Annotated in this window: 23 protein-coding genes, 1 tRNA gene and 1 pseudogene; 17 read left to right on the forward strand and 8 right to left on the reverse strand. The window is 44.5% G+C overall.

The window, feature by feature from the left end; genetic code table 11:
- The first annotated feature begins 185 nt into the window (after window positions 1-185).
- Window positions 186-341 (forward strand): hypothetical protein, encoded by a 156-nt coding sequence (locus tag MUCPA_RS37975; protein ID WP_008511524.1) that lies wholly within the window; start codon window positions 186-188, stop codon window positions 339-341.
- The gene (locus MUCPA_RS29495; RefSeq protein WP_008511525.1) at window positions 325-780 is read left to right on the forward strand and encodes a DUF6169 family protein; all 456 of its coding nucleotides are present in this window, start codon (window positions 325-327) and stop codon (window positions 778-780) included. Before MUCPA_RS37975 ends, MUCPA_RS29495 begins: the two co-directional genes overlap by 17 nt.
- 200 nt (window positions 781-980) lie before the next feature.
- Here the strand turns inward: MUCPA_RS29495 and MUCPA_RS37980 are convergent, their stop codons facing one another.
- The 3 genes from MUCPA_RS37980 to MUCPA_RS29510 are packed head-to-tail and all read right to left on the reverse strand — an operon-like array spanning window position 981 to window position 2236.
- On the reverse strand, window positions 981-1406 hold the full coding sequence (locus tag MUCPA_RS37980; protein ID WP_008511526.1) for a protein-export chaperone SecB: 426 nt from the start codon (window positions 1404-1406) through the stop codon (window positions 981-983).
- Entirely contained in the window at window positions 1406-1642 is a 237-nt protein-coding gene (locus tag MUCPA_RS29505; RefSeq protein ID WP_008511527.1) for a hypothetical protein, read from the reverse strand. Before MUCPA_RS29505 ends, MUCPA_RS37980 begins: the two co-directional genes overlap by 1 nt.
- A gap of 12 nt (window positions 1643-1654) precedes the next feature.
- Entirely contained in the window at window positions 1655-2236 is a 582-nt protein-coding gene (locus MUCPA_RS29510; RefSeq protein ID WP_169316215.1) for a hypothetical protein, read from the reverse strand.
- Between the two features lie 596 nt (window positions 2237-2832).
- Between MUCPA_RS29510 and MUCPA_RS29515 the strand changes: the two genes are divergently transcribed.
- The 8 genes from MUCPA_RS29515 (at window position 2833) to MUCPA_RS29550 (ending at window position 9786) form a co-directional block, all read left to right on the forward strand.
- Window positions 2833-3969, forward strand: a complete 1137-nt coding sequence (locus MUCPA_RS29515) for a Clp protease ClpP (protein ID WP_008511529.1) — start codon at window positions 2833-2835, stop codon at window positions 3967-3969.
- A 2-nt stretch (window positions 3970-3971) separates the two neighbouring features.
- On the forward strand, window positions 3972-4901 hold the full coding sequence (locus MUCPA_RS29520) for a hypothetical protein (protein ID WP_008511530.1): 930 nt from the start codon (window positions 3972-3974) through the stop codon (window positions 4899-4901).
- Window positions 4902-4915: 14 nt separating this feature from the next.
- The gene (locus tag MUCPA_RS29525) at window positions 4916-5158 is read left to right on the forward strand and encodes a hypothetical protein (RefSeq protein ID WP_008511531.1); all 243 of its coding nucleotides are present in this window, start codon (window positions 4916-4918) and stop codon (window positions 5156-5158) included.
- Between the two features lie 19 nt (window positions 5159-5177).
- Window positions 5178-5552 carry a hypothetical protein gene (locus MUCPA_RS29530; RefSeq protein ID WP_008511533.1) on the forward strand — a complete coding sequence of 125 codons (375 nt, stop codon included), beginning with the start codon at window positions 5178-5180 and terminating at the stop codon, window positions 5550-5552.
- Between the two features lie 13 nt (window positions 5553-5565).
- The gene (locus MUCPA_RS29535; RefSeq protein WP_008511534.1) at window positions 5566-7086 is read left to right on the forward strand and encodes a DUF2586 family protein; all 1521 of its coding nucleotides are present in this window, start codon (window positions 5566-5568) and stop codon (window positions 7084-7086) included.
- Window positions 7087-7092: 6 nt separating this feature from the next.
- Window positions 7093-7515, forward strand: coding sequence for a hypothetical protein (locus MUCPA_RS29540; protein WP_008511537.1), 423 nt, complete (start codon window positions 7093-7095; stop codon window positions 7513-7515).
- Window positions 7512-7856, forward strand: a complete 345-nt coding sequence (locus MUCPA_RS29545) for a hypothetical protein (protein ID WP_008511540.1) — start codon at window positions 7512-7514, stop codon at window positions 7854-7856. The genes MUCPA_RS29540 and MUCPA_RS29545 overlap by 4 nt, the downstream gene beginning before the upstream one ends.
- 175 nt (window positions 7857-8031) lie before the next feature.
- Window positions 8032-9786: a phage tail tape measure protein gene (locus MUCPA_RS29550; RefSeq protein WP_008511542.1), complete on the forward strand. Its 1755-nt coding sequence runs from the start codon at window positions 8032-8034 to the stop codon at window positions 9784-9786.
- A gap of 718 nt (window positions 9787-10504) precedes the next feature.
- Here the strand turns inward: MUCPA_RS29550 and MUCPA_RS29555 are convergent.
- Together MUCPA_RS29555 and MUCPA_RS29560 are read right to left on the reverse strand one after the other, a co-directional pair.
- Window positions 10505-11425 (reverse strand): hypothetical protein, encoded by a 921-nt coding sequence (locus tag MUCPA_RS29555; RefSeq protein WP_008511543.1) that lies wholly within the window; start codon window positions 11423-11425, stop codon window positions 10505-10507.
- Window positions 11426-11826: 401 nt separating this feature from the next.
- A complete protein-coding gene (locus MUCPA_RS29560; RefSeq protein WP_008511544.1) occupies window positions 11827-12687 on the reverse strand; it encodes a hypothetical protein in 861 nt (286 codons plus the stop codon).
- 467 nt (window positions 12688-13154) lie between these two features.
- On the opposite strand from MUCPA_RS29560, the gene MUCPA_RS29565 reads away from it, so the two are divergent.
- Both MUCPA_RS29565 and MUCPA_RS29570 read left to right on the forward strand, forming a co-directional pair.
- The gene (locus MUCPA_RS29565; RefSeq protein ID WP_008503844.1) at window positions 13155-14393 is read left to right on the forward strand and encodes an IS4 family transposase; all 1239 of its coding nucleotides are present in this window, start codon (window positions 13155-13157) and stop codon (window positions 14391-14393) included.
- A 488-nt stretch (window positions 14394-14881) separates the two neighbouring features.
- Window positions 14882-15277, forward strand: a complete 396-nt coding sequence (locus MUCPA_RS29570; protein ID WP_008511545.1) for a hypothetical protein — start codon at window positions 14882-14884, stop codon at window positions 15275-15277.
- Window positions 15278-15400: 123 nt separating this feature from the next.
- On the opposite strand, the gene MUCPA_RS29575 is transcribed toward MUCPA_RS29570, so the two are convergent.
- Entirely contained in the window at window positions 15401-16027 is a 627-nt protein-coding gene (locus MUCPA_RS29575) for a hypothetical protein (protein ID WP_040626657.1), read from the reverse strand.
- Window positions 16028-16445: 418 nt separating this feature from the next.
- Window positions 16446-16532: transfer RNA gene (locus MUCPA_RS29580), tRNA-Leu, on the reverse strand.
- A 238-nt stretch (window positions 16533-16770) separates the two neighbouring features.
- Here MUCPA_RS29580 and MUCPA_RS29585 point away from each other — a divergent pair.
- From MUCPA_RS29585 to MUCPA_RS29610, 5 genes and pseudogenes are all read left to right on the forward strand, one after another.
- Window positions 16771-17205, forward strand: coding sequence for a DUF2147 domain-containing protein (locus tag MUCPA_RS29585; protein ID WP_008511547.1), 435 nt, complete (start codon window positions 16771-16773; stop codon window positions 17203-17205).
- Window positions 17202-18272 carry a WD40/YVTN/BNR-like repeat-containing protein gene (locus MUCPA_RS29590; protein WP_008511548.1) on the forward strand — a complete coding sequence of 357 codons (1071 nt, stop codon included), beginning with the start codon at window positions 17202-17204 and terminating at the stop codon, window positions 18270-18272. Before MUCPA_RS29585 ends, MUCPA_RS29590 begins: the two co-directional genes overlap by 4 nt.
- Before the next feature lie 400 nt (window positions 18273-18672).
- Window positions 18673-20643, forward strand: coding sequence for a KUP/HAK/KT family potassium transporter (locus MUCPA_RS29595; protein ID WP_008511549.1), 1971 nt, complete (start codon window positions 18673-18675; stop codon window positions 20641-20643).
- Window positions 20644-20748: 105 nt separating this feature from the next.
- Window positions 20749-21842: pseudogene (locus MUCPA_RS38435) on the forward strand (ISAs1 family transposase).
- A gap of 473 nt (window positions 21843-22315) precedes the next feature.
- Window positions 22316-23671, forward strand: coding sequence for a sigma-54-dependent transcriptional regulator (locus MUCPA_RS29610; protein WP_008511550.1), 1356 nt, complete (start codon window positions 22316-22318; stop codon window positions 23669-23671).
- 801 nt (window positions 23672-24472) lie between these two features.
- On the opposite strand, the gene MUCPA_RS29620 is transcribed toward MUCPA_RS29610, so the two are convergent.
- On the reverse strand, window positions 24473-25378 hold the full coding sequence (locus MUCPA_RS29620; protein WP_008511552.1) for an IS110 family RNA-guided transposase: 906 nt from the start codon (window positions 25376-25378) through the stop codon (window positions 24473-24475).
- Window positions 25379-25961 lie beyond the last annotated feature (583 nt).

Raw genomic sequence — 25961 nt, forward strand, 5'->3', positions numbered from 1 at the left:
CCATGGCAAAGCAGTGTGTTAGTCGTTATTTTGTACACGGTAAAAAAGCTGTTTTTGTGGTATATGCCACGGCTATATTGAAATTATTAAAAATGTGTCATCTTAGTGCTAATCGTTGTGTTTGTGAAACATTATGTATATTTTTGAGTTGAAATATAATAGAAAATAATTTGATCACCACCGAGATGGAACCCAACAAAAAGCAAATGCCAACAGGTATTCCCGCATTGTTATATAAGGTGATGCAGGACAAAAGAGATATAAAGCAAGCTCTCAAAGAAAAAAAATCATTAAGCGAATTAGCAAAAGAAAAGGATATTAATTTTGCAAAACCGTTATAATGTAGAGCCTTCAGAAGATGGCTTAACCTATACTTTTACTACAAGATACGATATTAAATATCACTTAGCGTTAACTACCTACCAGATAGGAGAAGTTAGCGCTTTTTCTTTGTCACTGTATCCGGATGAGGAACCCCAAAAAGTTGATTACTGGATAAAGAACACGGTAATAAAAGTAATTGGTGATATCTTGAATAAAGAGTCAAATGTTATTTTTTATATATGTGATTCTGATGATGACAGGCAAGATAAAAGGCATCTGATCTTTGACTATTGGTATCAAAAATCTTCTGAACATTTCTATTATATCAGCAAATACAATCATTGCTTCAAATCCGAGCATGGCTATCAAATAAACTCTTCTGTTCTTTATAATAATCAAAATCCTTTGGATGATTTTATAATAGAGGAATTTAAAAAAGCACTTGAATATAGTTAAATGATTTGTCCCATATCATATATAGTTAGCTTTGAGGAGCGGATGGGATGCGTTGTTGGTTCTATCACGACGATTTTTGCAGTCAGCAAAATATGCTTTCAATTTGCGTTGTGTTTCTGTTTATCAGCATAATGTATTAATAGGGCTGGTATGATTGATATACATATTGCACGGCGAGTTCGCCCCCTTTATTTAATCATTTAATCCTCTATTTGGGGTGATTCAATTATGACTTCTATTTCCCCTTTAAATACCTGGGGGGGGATTATTATTGTTCCCATAGATGAGCCTAAGTTGGACGTCAATGTAGAAATAAATGATCTTACATAAGGAAATAATATGGCCGGAGCATTTAAATGCATAAATGTGTCTCTATGCTTATCTTCCATCTCCATATTTAATATAAATAATCCTGAGATGATAGTTTTTATATTAAAGTAACCTTCTGATTCTATGTGAACATCCATAACAACCTTAAAATTATCAGGCAAATTTTTAGGAAGGATAATTTTGGGAAGAATGCTATGTTTAATTTCAGCGTTTGTATATTGATTCTGAACTTCTACATGGATAGACGATATGTCTACACCAACAAAATTCAGTCGGGGTTGATTTGTAACACCCATTACGCGGCCATATTTAAATTTTGCCCATAAAAATCTGATTCACATATAATAACATTACCTTTTAATATTTCGATATGTGATGGACAATCATATTGATCTGTATACCCACCACTTATCTCAATGGCGTCCTTTAGGCCAACCGAGTCTAATTTTTTGAACATGTCATTATATGATTGAGCAGTTTGTTTTGAGATAAAACTGTCTATAGCTGCTTCTAATTTATTTAAATCTAACATGGTGTTTTAAAATTAACATTCTGCTTCAAAATGGTGCGTAAAGGTATGTATAATATTCATTTCAAAACAGACTAATTGTATCCTCTTTCTGTAATATAAATTGATAACTTTATTTACCTGTTGATTGTTTGGAATATCTTGAAACATAATTCCAGACACAGACTCCCAAATTTTATTCATTTTAATTATATTGTTTATTTCTGGTATTGTAGCTTTTCTGCCGGATTTTTTAAATATATCATCAGCTATCTTTTCCACCGCTCGATACCACAGTAGATAATGCTTCTCGTTAAAAACGGTATCTAATATCCCCTGACAATCAATAACAGCTTTATATACAATGTATTTTTTGTAGGCTTTTTTTCCGTTTTGCCCCCAAAATATGGCGTCTTGTTCTTCGTACCAAAAATAATAACCTTCACCAAGCCATGCATCTTCTCTCGAACAAATTATAGGTTCAGTTAAGTAAGGTAATCTGTACCCTTGAGTATGAAACATAGTTCGCATCGAAGTCATCGCAGCAATAATACAAATACTATTGATATGATTATTATCAAATAGAAATAAATGATGACGCTGGTGATTTATCTGCAAATATATAGTTCCACACAAAGTTAGTTTGATATTGTGCCATGAATATTTCCTTGAGAATAGGTTAAGATAAAATCAATACAGATGCCCTTGAACTCACAAAATATCACCTTCCTCCTGATGGCATAGTTTTAGAGAGGAGCGTTGCAAAACATAAATTGTTAGCTCAACTTCCAATAAACTATACCATAGCCGGCGATTTTAAAACTCTCCATCCTTTCAATAAACTCCTTACCCCGATAGATATTTTGCGTTAACGATAGAAGCGGATACCGGCCCGTGGCTAAGGCTTCGTGCAGTATGAGCGCATAGCGTGGGCCGGAGGCAACGCCCTGTTAGGTTATTGGTAGTTATTAGGTTGTTGGGTGGTTATTGAGTTATTAAGTTACTGGGTTATTAGGTGATGAAACAGTTTTTTGATGAAAAAATACCGAATAACAACCCACCAATAACCCTAATAACCAGTAACCCAAAACAAATACCCCAGTAACTTAATAGCTCAATAACCAATAACTCAGTAACCAATAACCAATAACCAAATAACAAATACGTGTGCCACATCCAGGCCTGCCACCTGCTATCACCCTAATTTTACATCAATGAAATTTATTTATACAGTTGACCCGCTGGCCGAAAAGCCGATCATGTTATTGAACGACGATATAGGCTTTAACACCGAAACCGGAAAGGGTATTGACGGTGCCAAATTTATGGCCGAGCTGATGGCGCTGGATGCCATGCGGCCGAAATCCATCGAGATCTGGATCAATTCGCCTGGGGGCGTGGTGATGGATGGATATAATATTTATGCTGCCATTTTAAAATCGGTTACCAAGGTTGATACCGTTGGCGTTGGTTGTATGGCCAGCATTGCGGCGGTAATTTTTCAGGCGGGGCGCACCCGTACCATGATGGATTACAGCTGGCTGATGTACCATAACCCTTTTGGCGGCGATGATACCAAGGTGCTGGAGGTGATGAGGGAAAGTATATCTAAAATGGTGGCCCGCTCGGGCAAGCCTGAGGCCGAGATACTGGCCATGATGCAAAAGGAAACCTACATTACCGCCCAGGAAGCCCTTGAATACGGCTTTGCCGACGCCATTGAAAACTCGGCCCAGCATAACCGCAAGCGCATGGCCGCTATTACCGAACCCTCCAATTTTCATAAGGAAGCAAATTTAATACTAAACAAACTTTTTGATACCACAAAAGCCAGCAAAATGAGCAAACTGATCACCAACAAATTGGGCCTGAATGATGATGCAACTGAAGACAGCATCCTGAGGGCCATCGAAAACATGCAGAACAAGGCTAAAACCGACAAGGAAGTTCTGGAAGCCAAGATAGCCGATCTGGAAAAGAAGATGAACGACGACTCGGTTGAGATTGACAAACTGAAAAAGGAAAAAGACGCCCTGGAGAAAGCCAAGGATAAAGCCGAGGCCGAGAAGTGCGAGGCCGAAGAGGAGGCTAAAACCCAGAAAGCCAAAAATGCCGTGGAGGAATACGCCAAGGTGGGCCGCATTAAAAACGACCCCAAGGTGATTGACTTTTGGACAGAGCAATTCAAAGCCGACGAAGAGATTGCCAAAGAGCAAATTGAGGCCCTGCCCTTAAACAAAACTGCCCCGGTAATTAACAAGACAACCGCGACTGGTCCGCGGTGGACAGCAGGGGCTGTAATGGCCAAACTAAACGCAAAAAAATTAAACAAGGAAAATCAAAATAGATAATTATGGCTGACGGTTTTGTAATTAATGACACCACGTATGCAGGCGAGGCCGCATCGCAATTTATCGTAAAAGCTATTACCGGTGCCGATACCATTAACGGCGGCAACGTGTATGTGAAAGACGGTATTAAAAAGAAATTTACCATTCCGCGCTGGGATGCTACCTATACTGATTTTATTCAGGACAGGGCGGCTACGCCGGTAAGCAAGGGCAGCGCCGTGATTGACGGGCAGGTACTTGACCCTGAGGATTACATGATTTACTACGAGTTTAACCCGCGCGACTTTGAGGACCACTGGTTTGCTACTCAGCTGGATGATACGCTGATTGACAGGGCGCTGCCGCTATCGGTTGAGAGTGTGGTGGTGCAGGAGATATTGAAGCGCCACGCCAAATATTTTAACCAGATTATGTGGAGCGGCGATACCACCCGCAGCGATATTTTTAAATACTTCGACGGGTTTTTGAAAAAGGCTAAAAGTGCCGCTGATACGGTAGTGGTAGCATCGCCCACTACACTGACTGCCGCTAACATTCAGGGCGAGTTTTTAAGGGGTTACAACGGCATACCGGCGGCGTTGCGTTATGATAAGGACATGAAGTTCTTCTGCTCGTACGCCACTTTTGATTTGTATGCCGATAGCCAGGTGAACCAGCAATACAAAGGCATTGATACCACGCAAGAGGGTAAGGATGTGTTTAAGGGCCGCAAGGTTGAAAAGATTGCCGACTTTCCGGACAACACCTTCTTTATTGCCAAGGGCCTGCCCAGCATGGAGAGTAACCTTTGGGTGGGGATGAACTCGGTTGACGATGCCAACATTAAGCTCGAAAAGTTACAGGCCAACTCGGAGCTCTACTTTTTAAAGATGCTGATGAAGGCCGACGTTAACATTGGCTGGAACAGCGAGACCGTTTACTACGGCGCTTAATTGAATATCAGCAGATGACAGAGGATTTAAAAAAGCACCTGGAGCTTAACCCCCAACTGGGCCATGTTTACCTGAATGACAGGGGCGAATGGCTGTTTCACCAGCGCAAGGGTTACGATACCGTATTTACCCGCGATGAGGTAATGGCTGCAGGCCTTGATGGCGATACCGGAGCAATAGCTCCGGACGCCAAAAAGGCTAAAAAAGAGAACAAAAAAACAGAGGACGTTAACCCGGCAGATACCATTGCCGATTAAAACAGAAGGATAAATTATTATGCCAACCACAACATCAAGATTTAGCGGCGCTAAAAACAGGGACAATACCGACAGGATACTGAAGCGGGATTACCAAACACCTGCTTACTCCGCAACCATAGCGCTGGCTATTGCCGCGGTTAACGCGTTTACTTACATTAACCCCACCACCCTAACCGGTGCCGTAACATTTACCGCCAATGTGGATACCCCGTTGATAGGCGATGAGCTGGTGTTTCTGCTGGATTCGGACGCTACAACACGTACGGCAACCTTCGGCACGGGTTTCGCTTCGGCAGGTTCGCTGGCGGTTACTACGGCCAAGTACGCCTATATCAAATTTATATTTAACGGTGCCGTTTGGCAAGAAACAGGCCGCACTGTAACCGCTTAACCCTTAAAAAAATATGCTAAGTAATATCACCTTTATACAGGGCAGTGGCGGCCTGGGCCGCCCATTGGCCGGTCAGGATCATTATTCGGGCTTAATTTTTTATTCGGCCACGCTGCCCTCGGGCTTTAGCGCAAGCAACCGGGTTAAAAAGTTTTTTTCGGTAACCGATGCCGAGAGCGCCGGTATTAACCTGGCCTATACCGACGAAACTAAAGCCACCGCTACCTACCTGGTAAGCGCAGCCGGTAATACCGGCGATACCATTGGCTTTAACGTAACTGAGCCCGGTAGCAAAACTGTAGCGTTGGGCACCTTTACCAAAACTGCTGGCCAAACTACTGTTAACGCCGTAGCCGCAGGTATAGCCGCCGCCATTAACGCCAATACCCAAACTACGGGCTACAGCGCTACGGCACTGGTGGCTACGGTAACTATTACGGCGCGGGCGGGCTTGGGTATTTACCTCAACAGTGGTTCGCCGTTGGTGGTACAATCGCCGGGCGCCATTGCCGGTACCTTGACGCAGTTTGCGGGCGGGGCAGCATCGCGCAATGCGGTATATCATTATCACATCAGCGAGTTTTTCCGCATCCAGCCTAAGGGTGTGTTGTGGGTGGGGATCTTCGCGGTACCATCTGCTTATACCTTCAGCGAGATTGCCACCCTGCAAAGTATTGCCGACGGCTCATTGAGGCAGGTGGGGATTTATAAAGATGCCGCCGCCTTTGCCACAGCCGATTTAACGGCTATTGACCTGGCATGCAAAGCGCAGGATACGGGCCACAAACCTTTGATAGCCCTTTACGGTGCAGATCTGTCAGGCATGGCCGATATTTCGGCCCTTACCGACTTGTCGCTGCTATCGGCCAGTACGGCCAGCGCCATTATTGCGCAGGATGGGGGAGCGGTTGGCGCGGCTCTTTACCAAACCTTCGGCAAATCCATCACCACTTTAGGTGCTCAATTGGGCGCTACGGCCTTAGCCAAGGTGAACGAGGATATTGCCTGGGTACAAAAATTCAACATCAGCAACGGTACCGAGTGCGAAACCCTGGCCTTTGCCAACGGCGTGCTGTTTAGCGATCCATCCGTTACCGATAACCTGCTGAACTACTTAGATGCCCAGCGCTATGTGTTTTTACGCAAATATGTGGGCTACTCGGGCAGCTTTTTCAACTCGTTTAACATGGCGGTGAGCGTAAGCTCGGATTATGCCTACGGCGAGGATAACCGCACCATACAGAAAGCCAAACGCGGCATTTACGCATCGCTGCTGCTGGTATTGAACGGTCCGCTGGTGCTTAATGCCGATGGTACGCTCTCGGCCAACACGCTGGCCTACCTGGAAACCATGACCACGCCCAACCTGGACCAGATGGTGAGGGACGGCGAGATTTCGGCCTATCAGCCGGTGATCGATTCGGCACAAAACGTATCCTCTACCGGTACGCTGGTAATTACCGTGCAGATAGTAGCCGACGGCGTGGCAAGGCAAATACAGGTTCCAATTAGTTACGTACAATCATTAAGCTAAAAAGATATGACAATAACACCATTGATAAACGGCATCAATTACGATTGGGCGAGCATCTCCATCCAGCTCTTCGGGGTGCCCATTACCGGCGTCACCAAGATATCGTACAGCCGAAAACAAAAAAAAGAGAACAACTACGGCGTCGGCCCCTACCCGGTAAGCCGGGGATACTGCAACGTGGAGTACGAGGGCTCGATAGAAATGTACCTGGACGAATGGAAGATGATCATCCTCAATTCGCCAGGGCAAGATCCGCTGCAAATTTCGCCGTTCACTATATCGGTCATCTTTGGTGCCGATGGCCGCACACCCGGTCAGGACAAGCTGAAAGGTGTTGAATTTTTAGCCGATCCGTTTTCGGCAAGCCAGGGCGAAACCAAGCTGATGGTTACCATCCCATTAATTATTGCACAAATTGACAGAGTATGACAAAAGAAGAAGTTATTAAAAAGGCCGAAGAATTAACCGTAAAAGAAGGCGTAAAAGTTTATCCGATCACCTTTATCGGCAAGGATGAAAGCGATCTGGTTATTGGCTTTATAAAGGAACCTTCGTTTTTGGTAAAAGCCAGGGCGATGGATAAGGTATACACCGGGATGGGCTTTTCTGCCAATCTGGAAATTTTAAGTGCCTGCCTGTTAACCGAGCACTCGGACCCCCGCTTATTAAGCGAAACCTATCCGAACGACCGCTATAAACTCGGTGCGGCCAAATACTGCGGCGACCTGTTGCTGATGGCTACGGACCAGACAGAAAAAAAAAGCGATTAATAGCCAAATACACGGTCACCGATCAATCAAGTGAGGATAGTAAATGGGCCGCCCGGCTCAGATACTATTCTCATTTCCGTTTAGACCCTGAAGTGATGACCGAAGAAGATTTTATTAAAAACAAACTTGCCCTGGAGTTTTGCTTAAAGGAACGGGGCGAAATAACTTATCAATAATGGCAAAAGGACTGACCAGAGCAAGTAAAGGCACGCAAAATACTATAGACCAATCAAAAAGTTATGCAACCAGTTTGAACGATGTTAGGGCCGCAGTAGATGGTGTGGGAAAGGGAGCCGCAACTATCGCCGGAGGCTTAGACATACCGCTTGATTCGGAAAAAATGGTTGAATTTGCCAAGCAGGGTATTGAAATGGCCGAAAAGATGGAGCAGGCCAATGCCCAGGTAAAGGCGGCGCTGATCAACTCAAACAATGCGGCTGGCCTGAGCTATAACGAGCTCGAAAAAGACGCCAAAAAGTTTTCAGATACTTTACCCTTTGCACAGGACCAAATAGTTGATATGCAGAGCACGCTGCTATCGTACCCGGCGGTAACCAAGGCAACCTTCAATACGGCATCGCAAGCCATAATGGATATTGCTACCCGCCAGCATGCAGGCCTTGCCGACACGGCAAAATTGGTAGGCGCAGCGTTGCAGTCGCCGGTAGAAGGTTTGAAAAGCCTGCACTCCATGAATGTAGATCTTACCGCATCTCAAACAGCTACCATTACTAAACTGGTAGAAACCGGGCATACTGCCCAGGCACAATCCATTATCCTCAAAGAACTACAGACGCGTTTTGGAGGTGCCGCCCAGGCCGCGGCGGATGCTGATCCGTTGTATGCCTACCATAGTATTATGGACTCTATTAAACTGACCGTTGGGGAGGTTGCCGGTAGTCTACTAAAGACATTGATACCAGCGCTAAAAACAGTAGGGGGAGTGGTTTCGGGGGTAACTGATTTTTTTAAAGATAATGTTGTTTTAGTCAAAGCCATCGGTGCCGCAGTAGGTATTGTCGCCATCGGCATGGGGACTTACAGTGCAGTATTAAAAGGTGTGGAAATTTGGGAATCACTCGTTGCATTTAAAACCGGCTTGGTAAATGGAGCACTGCTTTTGCAGGAAGCTTATTCGGTTGCGGCTTCTACTGGCTTGGGTACTATGGAAGCTGCGTGGTGGGCGGTAAATGCTGCAATGGAAGCAAATCCTATCGGCCTTATCATAGCGGGAATTGTTATGGTTGGCTTAGTTGTATACACGGTCATTCATAAATTTGATCTCTTTAAAGCTGTTTTGATGGGAATATGGGAGGTGATAAAAGATGTAACAAAGGTAGCTTGGGGATTAAATGAAGCATTTATAGGCTTTCAAACGGGTAATCTCTCGCTAATGGCAGATGGGATTGCTAATGTTAAAGCCGGAACCAGCGATATAGGAGACGCATTTAGTAGAGGTTACAACAAAAGTTTGGCTGCAAGTAAAAAGAACGAAGCCGAAGAGAAGAAGAAAGCGGACGATGCAAAAAAAGGGCAAGAAACACTGGCGACCGCCTTGACAAAACACAAGGCGCCAGAAAATGTAGCGGGCGTTTCTACTGCTGCTAAAGGAGTAGAGACAGCAAAGACAACAACAACCGTTGCTCCCACAACAACCGGTAGCAAACCCCAGTCAACTATTGGCAAGGTTGTAACCGCACCTACCGGTAAGCCTACCCCAACGCCGCCAGCTAAGCCAGCCCCATCAGCCACTTCCAAAGTTTCGGGCGAAGCAAAAGCTACCACCATCAATATCCACATCGGGGCGTTAATTAAATCCTTCAGTATCAGTACCACCAATATGGAAGAGAGTACCTCCAAAGTGCAGGAAATGGTAACACGGGTGCTGTTGAGTGCGGTTAATGATAGTCAGTTGGTAGTGGGGCAGTAATGGTAATGATTAGATGAGGTAACGTTATTAGATTATGATTAAGCTTTACGCTGTAGTCGGTGTCCTCGCTGAGTACTATCGTTGGGCAAGTCTCACAAGTAGTTGGTGGGGACACCGACAATGGATAAAAAAAATGTCATTTCGACGAGTTACGAGGAAAAATCTTCTGCTTCAGACGAGCATCGCAGAGCAGTCCTAAAACAGACTCAGCACGCACAGAAGATTTCTCCCCTCTCGTCGACATCAAGGGGTAACGTTATTGGATTATGATTACGCTGTAGTCGGTGTCTTCGCCGAGTACTATCGTTGGGTAAGGGCACACAAGCTGTCGGTGGGACACCGACAATGGATAAAAAAAATGTCATTTCGACGAGGTACGAGGAGAAATCTTCTGCTTCAGATAAGCATCGCAGAGCAGGCCTAAAACAGACTCAACGCGCGCAGAAGATTTCTCCCTCCGGTCGAAATGACATCAGGCGTAACGTTATTAGATTATGATTACGCCGTAGTCGGTGTCCCCACCGACTACTATCGTCGGGTATGGGGGTGCGAAAATTTGTCGGTGTCCCCACCGACTACGGATAAATGCCAGGAAGGAGTCGCAGCCTGTTATTGATAAAAACGAAAACGAGCAAGATAGCAAGGGGGCGCTGGAGAATTTTGATGCCGTAGCCGAACTAAATCATAAACATCATCCCGATTCCGCAGCCTGCCACCTTTATCTCACCCCATAGTGTACCGGTATAAATATACTAACATCCAGGCCCGGATAATACGAGGGGTAACTTACGCCATCGGCCATAAAGGGATCAACCTTTAATTTGAGTTCTTTTAAAATCTCGTTGAGGTAAGGGAGGCATTTAGCAAGATAATACGTGTCATGGCCGGGTACGCAGGATGTAATATTGCCTTGCCGGTCAATCAGGAGATTGATATCGCCGTAAGCTGTTGTGTTTCCAAGCTTCATGGTGAGGGCTTGCTCAAGGGTATGTTGAAGATAGCTCTTGGTTTCAAAAGAGAGCCTATTGTAGTTGTCGCCGGTATTTAGTTGGTCTATTTTTCTTTTGAGTTCAACGCGGCGGGCATCGGCTTTTTCGGTTGAGTCTTTAAGATGCGCCTGCCTTTCAATTTCACGTTCTTTGGCCATGTAGATATTTTCGTCAATGCGTTGGCGGCGCAATAAATCGTCCCAATCTTCTTTGTAAACTTTGCCATTTACCGTTCTGGTGCCTGTGTAGTCTTTTACGTCAGCATCATAAAATGTGGTGCCGTAAGAGTCTTTAACGCGTATCTGCAAGTGGTTTTTGCCGAAACGGTCGGGATCCATAATCTGGATGTCGTACATCGCCCTTGGCATGGCGTCTGTTTTTCTATTAAAAAGAGTTTCTAAGTGACAATTGCATTCCCCGGCAATCCTGTTGACATAGAGCTCCGGAACAAAATAAACTACCGAGTCGCCTATGGTAATTTTGCAATAGTCGCTATTATACAATACCGAGATGGTTTTTTTAACCGGGCGATCCTGCCCGCCGCTAACGTAAACAACATACGAATTCGCTATAACTCCCTGGAAAGCCTGCTGAGCTTTAGCCGCAGAAATTACGAAGAGTATTAAAGTGATAAGGATACTTTTTTTCAAGGTGATAAGGGTTGTTTAAAATTGTGATTAGTGCGCTAAATTAAGGCTTGGGCAGTTTGGTTTTAGCCATCATGAAAAATAATATTGAAAAAAGTGCGAATACCGTTCCAAACCAGTACAGATCGCTTAAAAAAAACAAGATATCCGAAATTGCGAACATCGGCTTGCATAAATGTGATATGGATTGATGGTTCAAATATATTATTTCCAGGCTGATAGAAAAGAAATACAGTTAACAAAAAATAACGTAGGGCCTCAATCGGGCTGTTTTTTGTGAAGTTTGGCGGGTGGATGTAAAAGATAAGGGGCAAGGCCTGAGCCTTTGCCCCTTATCTTTTGATGCGGTAGCAATGTTATTATTGTAGCTAAATCCGGAAGAGGGGATATTAGCCGCTGGAATTTTATATATTGATTACAAAGCTGTAAGCAGTGCCTTTATTTTTATAGGCAACGGTGAAGCTTTTATCGGTAAAGTTGACCAGTTGGAAAGTGATGGTGTAGTCTTCGCCTTTTAAGTCGCCGTCTACAAAAACAAGTCCGTTTTCACTTCTGATGCTGGCTATTTTAAATGGTTCGTTCATAGCATCACTGGATACATCGCTAAAACTTGGGCCGAGCTTAAATTTCAAAATGGCAACACAATCGGTTTTTGATCCGATCAGTTTTTTAAATTTCTCAAAATCAGGCAATACGTTGGAGTAGGCTATGCCGGTAAGGTTAGTTTCGGTGGTAGAGCCGCTGGTGTATTCGCTGCCGTACTTGTTACCTTCGGTCCGTTGGTTGGATAGGTAAATAATATTGGCACCAAACATGGCAGCCTGTAGTTTAAGCTTATGGTAGGCCCTGTCTTTAACCCGCTCCTGGTTGGCATAAACGGTAGTTCCTTTTGCTTTGGCGCCTACATCAGTAATTTTAAAAAGGCCTTTCACCTCACTTTCTACCGATGTGATGGTTACATTGTCGAAATCCATTACGCCGGTAACCGATTTGTAGGAAGTTGATTCGGCAAAAGTTTGTACGCGCCCGTTTTTAAAAATGATTTGCTGAACAGTGTTTTTATAAACACTGTTAATTAAGTCTTCGCCCGGCAAAGTGTATTTAACGGCATCGGGCGTTATTTCTTTAACGGAGCATGCAATTTTTTGGTTGTTGGCCACCAGGGTATCAACCTGGGCATAGCTGGCCTTGTTCATAAAAAATACAGCCGCAAAGGCCAATAATACTTTAAACAGATAAGATTTGTTGAAGGTTGTAGGGTACATGATAGTAGGTAGTTAGATACTCAAAAGTATCATTTTCAGGGATGTGTTTTTTTAATTTTATATAAATTTATTGTTACATCATTGTGTGTGGGCTACCTGATTGCCGGGCTATGATGGCTGGTGTAGCGAGCTTGTCGCGGGTATAGAAACACACCACCGCAGCCACACAGCCGAGCCCGCTCACTTTCAAGACGTTAGCCCTTATTTGTTGCTCATTATCAATTATTTATATAGGAAAAGCGGCGGCCCGGTGCGATTCCTGTCTTGAGGGCGGAGGGGTGTGTGCTGCGCGCGCGACAGCTTAATATTTAGATTAGCAATTTCGCCGCGCGTAGAAACACCCCCCGCAGCCGCACCGTCCGCCCGCCCCCTCTTGAGAGCATAGCCGTCAACTTTAGAAAAAAAAGGGATAAAATTTTTTTAGAGCAAGAATCGGAACTGCAAAATTGCAGTCATTATTCGAGCGAATGAGTTCGGAACTATTTGAACCAACGGTGTTAGATGGCCTGGCCCGTAAAACAGAGGCTATACAACGCAAACGAAAAGTGGGAGGCAAGGAACTATTGGATATGGCGTTATTTGATGGAGATCAATCGTTTAACGGCATGAGTATGCAGTTAATGCGGAGGGATGGGCTTGATATTTCGAAGCAGGCATTGCATCAAAGACATCACAGCAATATGACAAAGTTTGTACAAGCCGTTTTTGAGCAATTAATAGCAGTTGAGTTACCGCAAGAGCAAACACAGGGCTTGGAGATCCGTATCAAAGATTCTACCCGTTTCGCGTTGCCGGAAGTTATTGCAGAGACATTCCCCGGAACAAAAGGAAGTGGGATGAAAGCGGGAGCATCTGTACAATTTGAATTTGAAATCAAAAGTGGTAAAAGCGATATCAAAGTAACTCCGGCCAACGCAAATGACCAGGGTGAGAGTCATCTGGACAAGGCATCAATTCAGCCGGGGGTATTATATATGAGAGATCTGGGTTACACTCACTTGAGTTATATGAACAATATTAACAAAGTCAAAGCTTTCTTTATTAATAAATTATGTCCGAAAACAACGATTTATCTATTAAAGGACGACCAATACCAAAAGTTAGAGTTGTCGAAACTACAAGGCATAACCGGCGTATTTGATCAACAGGTATATATCGGAGCTGATAAGATGCCGGTAAGGATAATAATAGAACCGGTAAGTGAAGAGCTCAAGGCAAGGCGGATAGCCAATACTGAAAAGTACAATAAAAAGAAAGGCAGTACCACCAGTAAGGGATTCAAAGAGCGGGCAGGGTTTAACTTTATTGTTACCAACCTGGTGAGCGAAAAATATAGCGCTGAATTGATCCAAAAGTTATATCACCTGCGATGGCAGATAGAATTGGTTTTTAAAGCATGGAAGTCGTTTTTAAAGATACACACGTTCCCCAAAGGAAGTTCGGATCGTATAACCAGTATATTATACAGTAAGTTGATCTGGGCAGTTTTGAGTTGGAAAATATGCATGGCTATCGGTAAGATAGGTCAAATTAGTGTTTTAAAGGTGCATCGACTAATCGCTTCTACGAAAGAAGAATTGCGAGCGCAGCTTTTAGGGATATGCTCAAAGTGGTTAGCTCTGTTGGAGAAATTAAACTTAAAGCACCTTTCAAAAGAGCACAGAAAACATAGGTTAAAAATAGAAGAAATTGTAATAAGTATTTGATTATTAGATATTTAAATACTATATTTAGATAGTTAAACAAAAATAAGAAAGGCGGGGTCATCTAAACCTCCCCGCCTTAAAAAACGAAAAATATGAGAGTAAAAATACATAGGTTTGCCCATGCGGGCAAACCGCGCCTAAAAATTAAATAACTGAAAATCAACAATATATGAGTACAGCTACTTAAATTGACGGCTATGCCTCTCAAGAGGGGAGTTTGATTTGTTGCTTATTATCAATTATTTACACAGGAAAAAGCCAGGGCCCCGTGCGATTCCCCGCTTGAGAGGGGCGGAGGGGTGTGTATCTACGCGCGACGAACAAACACCAGTCGCACTTGTTTTTTAGCCTTAACGATGCGCACGGTGTGTTTACAATTCAAAGTAAAAAACTTCGAATAGCAGTAGGGGAGAAACATACCTGCGACATGCTCAAATAAAAATAAGGTTACCTTTATAATCAATGACGTATTAAGGCTAAACAAACCGATGGAAGAGCGAAAAACGGCAGCAGTTGTATTAGGCATATTCGTTTTGATTGCATTGGGCCTTATCATTATTTTACGCCAAAAGCAGCATCATCAAGCTCAGGCCCTGTTTGCAACTACCAAAACCATATCTTTCAAAACGTGCACCATCCGATATAAATATTGGAACAAAGGTTTGATGGGCGATATTGAGCGCGCCGCCCAAAATGAGTTAGCGCTTTGTTTGTGTGATAGCTATCGGCAACAGCGTGATACAGCTGTGGCTAACCGCATTATGCGGATTTACAAACGGTACGGCAATCATTACGGGCCCGATAGCCTTAGCCTTTATAACAGTGTTGATAGTTTAATTAAAAACCGGAACCGGGTTTTGGATACCTTGGTTCTGGCCGATTGAGTGAGGTTGTAAGCGCTACGGCTTTTCCATTTACTCTAAATATCTGAAGCAAGGATGTTTTGTTAACGTGGAAAGAGAGGCTCGCATACGAGCGTTGGCAAGGTCATCATGAACATATAAATGTTACCAAAACTTCCACCAGGTATGCTTTTTCTGAGTTGGAACCTTTACACGATCCGATTTGAATGTTGTTAACTCTCTTTTCAATTCTTCAGTGTAGTTCAATTTTTTTGCCAAACAACTTTGTGGAGCAGTTTTCTCAAAGTTAATCCCGAACTTATCTGCTAAGCTGATAATGTCATCAGTAAATATTTGCTCATTGATATTTAGCCCCGATTCTTCTGGTAATGGCAATCCGGTGTTCTCGGTTACACTGCCGTTAATTGAAAGGAAATTACGTTGACCGGATAAGCCACATTTGGTAAACCCAAACGAACCCGAAGTTGTCTGAATTAGAAAGGTCATTACATCTGATTTAACTTTGTCTGAAAGTTTAAGTAAAGCTGGCCCATCCCAAACGTTAATCATTTCCGGGTCGCAGATTATTGTCCAGTCATTATCAAACCAAATTCCCCGAAGGACAACATCACGTTCTGAAAAATTGAAATAGTTATCAAACAGATAGTCATACATATCGTTCAAATTATCAAATTGTTCATCTTGTTGAACGTCTACATAGTTGAATTCTTTGAAAATCTCAATTTGTTTATCGAGATGACTCCCTTTAATTGCGATAATGCTATTGGTCATGAGGTAACGGCGATACGATGTCAAATTTAATAAAAAAGTCAGTCCAATCTCCGAATCAATTAAAATAAGTGCAGCCTTGCAATTTCTTCGCGCGTAGAAACACACCCCCGCAGCCGCACGGGCCGCCCGCGCCCCTCTCAAGAGGGGAGTTTTGTTTTGTTGCTTATTATCAATTATTTATACAGAAAAAAAGCCCCGGCTCCGTGCGATTCCCCTCTTGAGAGGGGCGTAGGGGTGTGTTTCTCCGCGCGACGAACCAACACCAGCCGCAGTTGGCTTTTTCGCGTTAACGATGGGCGCGGATACCGGCCTGTGGCTAAGGCCTGTGCAGTATGAGCAGACAGCGTGGCCCGTAGGGAAACGCCCAAAAAGGTTTTTAAACTAAAATAGCCCCTTGCGGAGCTATTTTTTTTGTGGATGGTGCCCGAAGAGAGACTCGAACTCTCAAGAGACAATTCTCAACGGCTTCTGAGACCGCAACGTTTACCAATTTCGCCATCCGGGCTTTTTTTAGTAGCAGCATTGGCAGCCAATTGCGTTGGCAAACCGTGCTTGGGGCTGCAAATATAAAGTTTTATTTTACCTGTTTCAAATAAATATAAAATTGTTAATGCTTGCTATTGCTGTGTATAAGGGCTAAATTAGTTTTACCAATTAATAAATTTGATAACGATCATTTATCGGCCGCTTTTTTAAAACAAAATGGCCGGTGTTGGGCGTTATAATTACTAAAACCAAAAATAATGAGAATTAAAACTGTAATGATGATGGTACTGTTTATGGCGGTATCTGTTGGTGTGTGGGCGCAAAGCGGCGATGCTATTGAGGGTAAATGGCTTAACCCCAGTGGCGAAGGGCAGGTACAGATTTACAAAAAGGGTGATAAGTATTATGGTAAGCTGGCCTGGATTAAGTTCCCGAATGATGAGAGCGGCAAGCCTAAAACTGATAAACTGAACCCCGACCCAGCCCTAAAGAGCAGACCGGAGTTAGGCCTTGAACTGTTAAAAGATTTTACTTATGATGGAAAAACTTATGAGGATGGTACTATTTACGACCCCAAGAGCGGCAAAACTTACAGCTGCAAGATGACATTGAATGGTAATACTTTAAAAATTAGGGGATTTATTGGTGTATCTTTATTCGGCCGGACGGAAGTTTGGACAAGGGTTAAATGATTAAAAAAACTTTACATTTTATATTGGTTGCCGGGCTGATCTTTTTAGGAGGGGTTAGCCCGGCATTTTCGCAAAAAGTAACGGTGTTACAGCAGGGCAGGCCCAGCAGCTTAAGGGGCCTATCGGTAGTGGATGATAAAATTGCCTGGGTTAGCGGCAGCAAGGGCTACGTGGCCTGCACTAAGGATGCCGGTAAAACCTGGAACTGGATGCAGATTAAAGGCTTTGAGCAGTCGGACTTTAGGGATATTGAGGCTTTTTCGGCCAAGGAAGCAGTGGTGATGAGCTCTGGCACGCCGGCGGTGATTTTAAAAACGCTGGATGGCGGCCTCAACTGGCAGGTGAGGTATCATAACCGCGATACATCTGTTTTTTTGGACGCCATGGACTTTAAAAGCAAGTATGGCTGCATAATGGGCGACCCGATAAACAATCACTTTGTTATTTTTGAAACTTTTGATAGAGGCGCCACCTGGAAACAGCGCGACGTGGCAAAAACGCCCCTGGCCAGAGCCGGCGAGGCCGCCTTTGCCGCCAGCGGCAGCTGCCTCATGATTAATACCAGCGGCCTGATGCGCAATTACGAGCTGGCGCTGGCATCGGGCGGTAGTGTGGCCAATATTGTGTACACGTTATCTGCCGGTAAAAAATGGTTTCAGCATGTTTTGCCTTTGGTGCAGGGCACCACCAGTTCGGGCGCGTTTTCGGTGGCTGCGGATGGCAAACACTGGGTGGCTGTGGGCGGCGATTACCAGCACGACCAGCGTACCGACTCGACGGCCTGCTACAGTGTTGATGCCGGCAAAACCTGGAAAATGGCTAAGGCTACACCGGCTTTCCAATCGTGTGTGGAATACCTGAGCGGCAGCAAATACCTGGCAACCGGTACATCGGGCACTAACTTTAGCAAAGACGGCGGCATCACCTGGAAAAAAATTGATGCCAATAGTTTTAACGTATGCAACAAAGCCAAAAGCGGTAAGCTTGTTTTATTGGCTGGCAACAACGGTAAAATTGCCGTATTTACTCCTCCAAAAGAGTATTTGATACCCTATATTAAGTTATAAGGCTTATCAAAATGATCGGTTTAACGCTATCATTTTGATAATCGATACCCTATCGTTTTGATAAAAGCCTATCATTTTGATAGCTATGCGAGTTGGTGTCTTTACCTGGTTATGTAATTGATTGAGTTGATTGTTAGGTTTTTATGGTATTAAGATGCCTTATTTAGGCCCCTGGCATTGTATTGGCGCGCCCGTTTGCATAATGACTAATACTCAAAATGCACTTGGTTTATCCGCGGCCAGCACCGGCGCAAATGATACTCAACTTCTTGTATCTGCATCAAGCGTCTCAAATCTTAATACTCAGAGCGCAATTAATATCTAACGCTACTCCAATGTATCAATACTCATATCTCAACACTCAAATCTTACACTTCAATACTCAAATCTGATCTAAACAATGACTCCTCACCTTAAAAAGCTCTCTGCCGCAGGGATGCTCATCACACTCGGAATTATTTTTGGCGATATTGGCACCTCGCCCCTGTATGTTTTTCAAACGTTGCTGCAAGAAGGCGGCACCGTTAACGAAGCCTTGGTTTTGGGCTCCATATCCTGTATTTTTTGGACACTCACCTTACAAACTACCTTTAAGTATATTGTAATAACGCTACAAGCGGATAACAATGGCGAGGGGGGTATATTTTCGCTCTACGCGCTGGTAAGGCGCTATGGTAAATGGCTGGCCATCCCGGCAATTATTGGTGCCGGTACTTTGCTTGCCGATGGTATTATTACACCGCCTATATCGGTAACATCGGCTATTGAAGGTTTGGGCCTGGTGCCCGCCTTTGCCGAGCATATTGTGCCCGGTAACGGCCTGGTTTTAATTATTGTGCTGAGCATTATTTTGCTGTTATTTTTTATCCAGCAATTTGGTACCAAAGTGGTAGGCTCGGCATTTGGGCCGGTAATGTTGCTTTGGTTTATTATGCTGGGAGTTGTGGGCGGTTTGCAACTGGCACATTACCCCCAAATTGTAAAGGCTTTAAACCCCTATTACGGTGCGCGTTTGCTAATGGATCATCCCAAAGGCTTCTGGCTGCTGGGCGCGGTGTTTTTGTGTACAACCGGTGCCGAGGCCTTATACTCTGATCTGGGCCACTGCGGCCGCAAAAACATCCAGGTAAGCTGGATATTTGTTAAAATAACGCTGCTGCTTAATTACTTAGGCCAGGGCGCCTGGGTATTAACCCGCAACGCTGGCTTTAACTTTAAGGGCGTTAACCCGTTTTTCCAGATTGTGCCGCACGCGTTTTTGCTGCCCAGCATTGCCCTGGCTACGCTGGCTACCATTATTGCCAGTCAGGCCTTAATCAGCGGTTCGTTCACGCTCATCAGCGAGGCCGTGAGCATGAATTTTTGGCCGCGCATCACCATCAAGTTCCCGTCAAACATCAGGGGGCAAATTTACATCCCCAGCATCAACTGGATCTTGTGCTTTGGCTGTATCGCGGTGTCGCTGTACTTCCGTACCTCCGAAGCCATGACGGCTGCCTACGGTTTCAGTATCACCATTGCCATGCTGAGCACTACCATACTGATGTACTACTTTATGCGCTACGTTAAGCACTGGCCGGTGTGGCTGGTTACCATTATACTGTGCGTATTTTTATCGGTTGAGTTTTCGTTCTTTGTGGCCAATGCCGTTAAAATATTAAAACGTTTGTTCTTCCTGGTGTTTGAGTTTGGTTTGATATTTACCATGTACATCTGGTTCAGGGCGCGTAAAATTAACAACCGCTTTCTGCACTTTATCGATCTGAAAGACCAGATACCGATGCTGAACGCCCTGAGCGCAGATACCCAGGTGCCTAAATACTCCACCCACTTAATTTATTTAACCAAGGCCAATAACAGCAAGCAGATAGAGCAAAAAATTATCTACTCCATCATCAGCCGAATGCCCAAACGGGCCGATGTGTACTGGTTTGTGCATATTGACCGTACCGACGAGCCCTTTACCATGGAGTACACGGTTGACGAGATTGAAAAGGATAAAGTGATCAGGATTGATTTCCGCTTAGGTTTCCGCATCCAGCCCCGTGTAAACGTGTTGTTTAGAAAGGTAATTGAAGATATGGTGGCCCGTAACGAAATGGATATCACCAGCCGCTATCCATCGTTACACCAGTTTAAGCTGGCTGCCGATTTCAGGTTCGTGATCATGGAGAAATTCCTGTCGTACAATAACCTGTTCAACCTGAGCGAAGGTTTTATATTGAACGCCTACTTCGCCATCAAAAAGCTGGCCCAATCAGAAGCCAAGGCCTTTGGTTTAGATACCAGCGAAACTAAAGTAGAGAAAATACCGCTGGTAGTTAAACCGGTAAGCAATATTAGTTTAAAGCGGGTTGAGTTGGCTAAGTAAAACCGTAATTTTGAATTAAGGTGCCAGGGAAAGTGCGATTCCCCTCTTGAGAGCAGGGCTGTTGCATTTAAAAGAAGAAGGATTTAAATTTGCAGAAAAAAGAGTATGGACAAGGGCATCATAACCTATTTGCAGAAGTTGCCAGACGTGCGTAGAAAGGCTGGTCAGCGGCATGACCAAACGTTTATTTTGTTATTATTTGTGATGGGGACGATGAGTGGTTATTACGGCTATCGTGCTCTGGGTGATTTTATAAAGCGTAATCAAAAAGATCTTTTGACTTATTTCACTCCGAAAAAATCCCGTTTGCCTACGTTTTATACCGTGAGGCGTGTACTGCAGAATTTAGATTTTGAAAGTTTAAGCGAAGTTTTTTATCAATGGGCCAGTCAGTATACAGAAATCAATAAAAATGAATGGATGAATATAGATGGCAAAGCGATCAAAGGGACAATGAGTGATTATGCGCTTGAAAAACAGCGATTTGTAAATTTGGTAAGTATCTATAATGGGAGCCGTGGTCAAGTATTAGCCCAGGGTCTTGTAGACAATTCAAAGGAAAGTGAAATTCCGGTGGTACGCAAGCTTATTGCTGAACTGGGATTGGAAGGGGTAACGTTTACGCTTGACGCCTTACATTGCCAAAAAAAACAGTTGAGCTGATAATAGGTACGAATAATGATTATATGATAGGCGTAAAAAAGAATCAAAAGGGCCTTTATGAAAAAATAGCGGCGCTGACATCGGATACAGCAAAGGTTTGCAGCAAGTTCGTTGAATTGGAGAAAAATAAAGGACGTACAGAGCGCAGATCGGTATGTATATGCCCGGCGCCAGAAGAAATCAGTAAAGCCTGGATAGGCGCCAGTCAGGTAATCAAGGTAGAGCGTTGGGTAAAAGACAAAAATAAGATCAGTGAGGATTGCGCATTCTATATCAGCAGTGTGAGGGAAAATGCACAATTGTTATGCTATGGAATCAGAAGTCATTGGGGGATAGAGAATAAGCTACATTGGGTAAAGGATGTCACGTTTAAAGAGGATGCCTCCCGCATTAGAACTTCTCATGCACCAGAAAATATATCGGTGTTTAGAAACATCGCTATTAACGTTTTCAGAGCTCATGGCTTTCAAAATATAGCACAAGCACAAAGACTCGTTTGCAATGACATCGGCAGATTGAAACAATTACTCACTTAGAATGCAACAGCCCTGCTCTTGAGAGGGGCGGAGGGGGGTGTTCTATGCGAGCGATGAGCGATTTACAATTTCGTCGCGCGGCGAACACACCCCATGGCATCGCGTTCAAGCCCGGCCCGCCCCCTCTCGAGAGGGGAGCTGAAAAGGAAAAGCGGGGGCCTCGCGCGATTCCCCTCTTGAGAGGGGCGGAGGGGTGTGTTCTATGCGAGCGATGAGCGATTTACAATTTCGTCGCGCGGCGAACACACCCCATGGCATCGCGTTCAAGCCCGGCCCGCCCCCTCTCGAGAGGGGAGCTGAAAAGCAAAAGCGGTGGCCTCGCGCGATTCCCCTCTCGAGAGGGGCGGAGGGGTGTGTTCTATACGAGCGACAAAAAACTTGCAATTTCGTCGCGCGGCAAAACACACCCCGCCACAAAACAAAGCTAATACCTCCCCGCACAAAGAGCGGGGAGTATAAATAACACTATACCAATGGAAAACAGTAAAGGTAAGCTGCTAATTATTGACGATGAGGAACGCCTGCGCAAGCTGCTCGCCCGGATACTTCAGCTGGAAGGTTACGAGGTTTTGGAGGGCGCAACCGCTAAAGAAGGTTTAAATAAATTGCGCAACGATACCATCGATGTGGTGATAAGCGACGTAAAGCTGCCCGATATGAACGGCATCGACCTTACCAAAAAAATAAAAACCGACTACCCCGCTACCGAAATTATAGTTTTAACCGCCTACGGCACCATTAACGATGGTGTAACAGCCATTAAAAACGGCGCTTTTGATTATATTACCAAGGGCGATGATAACGAAAAAATAATCCCGCTGATTAGCAAGGCCATGGACAAGGCCATTTTACAGCGCCGTGTTTTGGAACTGGAAAGCAAGCTGAAGGTGAAGTTTGGTTTCGATAGGATTGTGGGCACATCAGCCGCCATTACCGATGCCATTAAGCTGGCCCAAAGGGTGGCCGTAACCGATACTACTGTATTACTTTTGGGCGAAACCGGTACCGGCAAAGAAGTTTTTGCCGAAGCCATACACCAGGCCAGCCCCCGTAGCGCCAAACCGTTTGTAGCTATTAATTGCAGCGCCTTTAGTAAGGATTTGCTGGAGAGCGAATTGTTTGGCCACAAGGCAGGCGCCTTTACCGGCGCCATAAAAGATAAAAAGGGTTTGTTTGAAGAGGCCACCGGCGGCACCATTTTTTTAGACGAGCTGGGCGAACTGGACCACGACCTGCAAGCCAAGTTGTTGCGGGTTTTAGAGTCGCAGCAGTTTATTAAACTGGGCGATACCAAAACCACCAAGGTTAATGTGCGCTTATTGGCAGCCACCAACCGTAACCTGCAGGAGGATGTAGCCAAAGGCACCTTCCGGTCGGATTTGTTTTACCGCTTGTCGGTTTTCCAGATCACGCTGCCCGCTTTGCGCGAGCGCCGTAAGGATATAGGCCTGCTGGCCAAGTATTTTGTAGCCTATTTTGCGGCCAAGGTAAATAAACAGGTAGCATCGCTTAAGTCCGATTTTGTTGAAAAACTGGAAACCTACAACTGGCCCGGCAACGTGAGGGAACTTAAAAATATTATTGAAAGAGCCATCATCCTGAGCGATAACAACGAGCTGGATGCCTCGCTGTTACCTTACGAATTTGAACACCCGGCGGCAAAAAACAGCAATTCGATATCTGCCTTCGATCTGGCCTCGGTAGAGAAACTGCACATCCAACGGGTAATTAACCACACCCACGGCAACCGCGCCGAAGCAGCACGCCTGCTGAATATCGGCATTGCTACCTTGTACCGCAAGCTAAAGGAGTACGACATTGACCACTGATTTTAAGGATGATTTTTTTGATTACACTGATTTTTTAATTATTGATTGATTGAATTTTGAATGATTGATTGATTTTTGGTTGGATGTTTTGAATGATTGATTAGCATCGCCTGCCCCGCCCCCCAAAAAAAACTCACAAACTATGTCATCCCGACCGGAGGGAGGGATCTCCTATGATGAAATATGCAAGGTAAACGAGGCAAAAGGGCTTAAAAAGGGGTTATAACACGTATTGCTTAAATGTTTTAAATATTTTTGGTCAAAGCATGGCCCTGTTTGTTTAACTTTCCAGTGCAAATCAAAAGAGGAAACAGGCGCTGCTGAGGAGCAACCTGCCAGCAATATGATTTGCTGAACCACGGATAAAGGCCTCTGTCAAAGGAGGCTTTTTATTTATCCTGTTCACTGAATGGCTAAAAAAACCTTCACGAATTTTTATTTTAATGCGTTGATAAATGACCAGCTAACCTCCTATAAGCTAGACACTTTGCAGGCTGCAGGATCGCGTTCAAATTATTTGGATAAAAGGGCAACCGTAACCTTTTGTATAGCAGACACCTTTCGGGCCGCAGATCCCTCGCTTCGGTTTGCCCATTTCATAAAAAAACCAAACCGGCTTTATCAGGCATTTGTCCTTGTGGACTTATTTGACAACCGAAGTTACGTAAGGTTTTTGATTCTTCATAACGAACCGTATCCGGTTGAGCATTTTTTTAGCTATCCTGATGATGGCCTTATTCTTTTTCATTTTTTTGCAAAGGTTATTGAAAGCCAGCGTCATGGCCGGGTCGAGCCTGACAGCTATCCAAGAGGCCTCGATAAGCTTCTCCCGTAATTGATGATGAGCTCTTTTAGTGAGCCCCAATATGATTTTTGATCGCCGGAACTATGCATATCCGGTACCAAGCCTATATATCCACACAAGGCATCCAGGGAATCAAAGCGTTCAATGTCGCCGATCTCTGTGACAAATAATAAGGCGGTAATCTCGCCTATACCGGGGATGGTCCGGATCAGTTTTATAATTTGTTGATAACGTGGCTGCCTGGATAGGGCTCTGACTTCCCTGGTGGCTGTGAGTACCATGATACGGGTCTGCTGGTATCCCTGTAGCAGAATATCCAGGTTGATCCGTGCTGATGAAGGCAAGCAAAGGGCCTTGAGCAGGCAGATATAATGATTCGACCAGTATTTATCGGTGTCTACCGTCACCGACTGGTCCTGGAAGTTAAGCCATCCTTTTATTCGGTTCTTATAGCGTGTCTGATCTTTGATCATTTGCTGGTAAACACGGATAATACCGCGGTCATCCTGTTGCTCGATGCCAGGCACGAAGATACCTTTCAGGGCTCCTTCACTTAATGTTTTACTGAGTTTCCGGCAATCGACCGTATCTGATTTGCGCTGCTTTTCCTTGTCTGTCAGCGGGACATCGGCAGGATTTACGACGATGCAGGACATCCCCAGCTCACTAAACTGTCGCTGATAGCCAAAGCCGCAAAAACCGGCTTCGTAAACGAGCCTGTAATCGGCCGAAGGATAGTTCTGTTGTAGATGCCCGCTTAAGGCCTTAGGTGAAGGTTCCTGGGAAAACGTCTTTAGCTCCATATGGGTGCTGCGAAGGCTGACCTTCCAGGACTTCTTGTGTACATCTATGCCAACAAAAATAGTTTGTCCGCTAAAATCTAATTGTGTACCTTGTTTCATGAGTTCTTGGTTTAAAGTGTTTGTTAATGGTTCACTATTAAGCTACAACCTTTTTTTCAAGAACTCTTTTACATCATCTATCGAACCATTTCATACATACGACCTTTTGCGCGTGCTTGGTCCTTCTGCTGCGTGTGCAAACTTTATACTAATCGCTCGTAAAAGTTCCCTCGTACCTCGGGATGACAGGGCGAGGATTGATTGATTGATTGATTGAAAAAAAATTTTTTTGATTGATTAGCCTCCCCTGCCCCCCCCCCCAAAAAAACTCACAAACTATGTCATCCCGACCGGAGGGAGGGACCTTTTGCGCGTGCTTGGTCCTTCTGCTGCGTATGCAAACTTTATACTTATCGCTCGTAAAAGTTCCCTCGTACCTCGGGATGACAGGGCGAGGAAGTTGATTGATTGATTGATTGATTGATTGATTTTCGATTGTTTTTTTGATTAGCATTGCCTGCCTTTCCCCAAAAAACTCAAAAACGATGCCATCCCGACCGGAGGGAGGGAGCTTTTGCGCGTGCTTGGTCCTTCTGCTGCGTATGCAAACTTTATACTTATCGCTCGTAAAAGTTCCCTCGTA

The organism is Mucilaginibacter paludis DSM 18603 (genome assembly GCF_000166195.2).
Classification (GTDB): Bacteria; Bacteroidota; Bacteroidia; order Sphingobacteriales; family Sphingobacteriaceae; genus Mucilaginibacter; species Mucilaginibacter paludis.

Bases quoted from the DNA above. Each gene is read 5' to 3' on its own strand.
- MUCPA_RS29545 (WP_008511540.1), top strand. From the start codon at position 7,512: ATGACAAAAGAAGAAGTTATTAAAAAGGCCGAAGAATTAACCGTAAAA.
- MUCPA_RS29515 (WP_008511529.1), top strand. From the start codon at position 2,833: ATGAAATTTATTTATACAGTTGACCCGCTGGCCGAAAAGCCGATCATG.
- MUCPA_RS29620 (WP_008511552.1), bottom strand. From the start codon at position 25,378: ATGAAACAAGGTACACAATTAGATTTTAGCGGACAAACTATTTTTGTT.
- MUCPA_RS29610 (WP_008511550.1), top strand. From the start codon at position 22,316: ATGGAAAACAGTAAAGGTAAGCTGCTAATTATTGACGATGAGGAACGC.
- MUCPA_RS29540 (WP_008511537.1), top strand. From the start codon at position 7,093: ATGACAATAACACCATTGATAAACGGCATCAATTACGATTGGGCGAGC.
- MUCPA_RS29595 (WP_008511549.1), top strand. From the start codon at position 18,673: ATGACTCCTCACCTTAAAAAGCTCTCTGCCGCAGGGATGCTCATCACA.
- MUCPA_RS29505 (WP_008511527.1), bottom strand. From the start codon at position 1,642: ATGTTAGATTTAAATAAATTAGAAGCAGCTATAGACAGTTTTATCTCA.
- MUCPA_RS29570 (WP_008511545.1), top strand. From the start codon at position 14,882: ATGGAAGAGCGAAAAACGGCAGCAGTTGTATTAGGCATATTCGTTTTG.
- MUCPA_RS29565 (WP_008503844.1), top strand. From the start codon at position 13,155: ATGAGTTCGGAACTATTTGAACCAACGGTGTTAGATGGCCTGGCCCGT.
- MUCPA_RS29550 (WP_008511542.1), top strand. From the start codon at position 8,032: ATGGCAAAAGGACTGACCAGAGCAAGTAAAGGCACGCAAAATACTATA.
- MUCPA_RS29525 (WP_008511531.1), top strand. From the start codon at position 4,916: ATGACAGAGGATTTAAAAAAGCACCTGGAGCTTAACCCCCAACTGGGC.
- MUCPA_RS37980 (WP_008511526.1), bottom strand. From the start codon at position 1,406: ATGGGTGTTACAAATCAACCCCGACTGAATTTTGTTGGTGTAGACATA.
- MUCPA_RS29530 (WP_008511533.1), top strand. From the start codon at position 5,178: ATGCCAACCACAACATCAAGATTTAGCGGCGCTAAAAACAGGGACAAT.
- MUCPA_RS29590 (WP_008511548.1), top strand. From the start codon at position 17,202: ATGATTAAAAAAACTTTACATTTTATATTGGTTGCCGGGCTGATCTTT.
- MUCPA_RS29520 (WP_008511530.1), top strand. From the start codon at position 3,972: ATGGCTGACGGTTTTGTAATTAATGACACCACGTATGCAGGCGAGGCC.
- MUCPA_RS29585 (WP_008511547.1), top strand. From the start codon at position 16,771: ATGAGAATTAAAACTGTAATGATGATGGTACTGTTTATGGCGGTATCT.
- MUCPA_RS29575 (WP_040626657.1), bottom strand. From the start codon at position 16,027: ATGACCAATAGCATTATCGCAATTAAAGGGAGTCATCTCGATAAACAA.
- MUCPA_RS29535 (WP_008511534.1), top strand. From the start codon at position 5,566: ATGCTAAGTAATATCACCTTTATACAGGGCAGTGGCGGCCTGGGCCGC.
- MUCPA_RS37975 (WP_008511524.1), top strand. From the start codon at position 186: ATGGAACCCAACAAAAAGCAAATGCCAACAGGTATTCCCGCATTGTTA.
- MUCPA_RS29560 (WP_008511544.1), bottom strand. From the start codon at position 12,687: ATGTACCCTACAACCTTCAACAAATCTTATCTGTTTAAAGTATTATTG.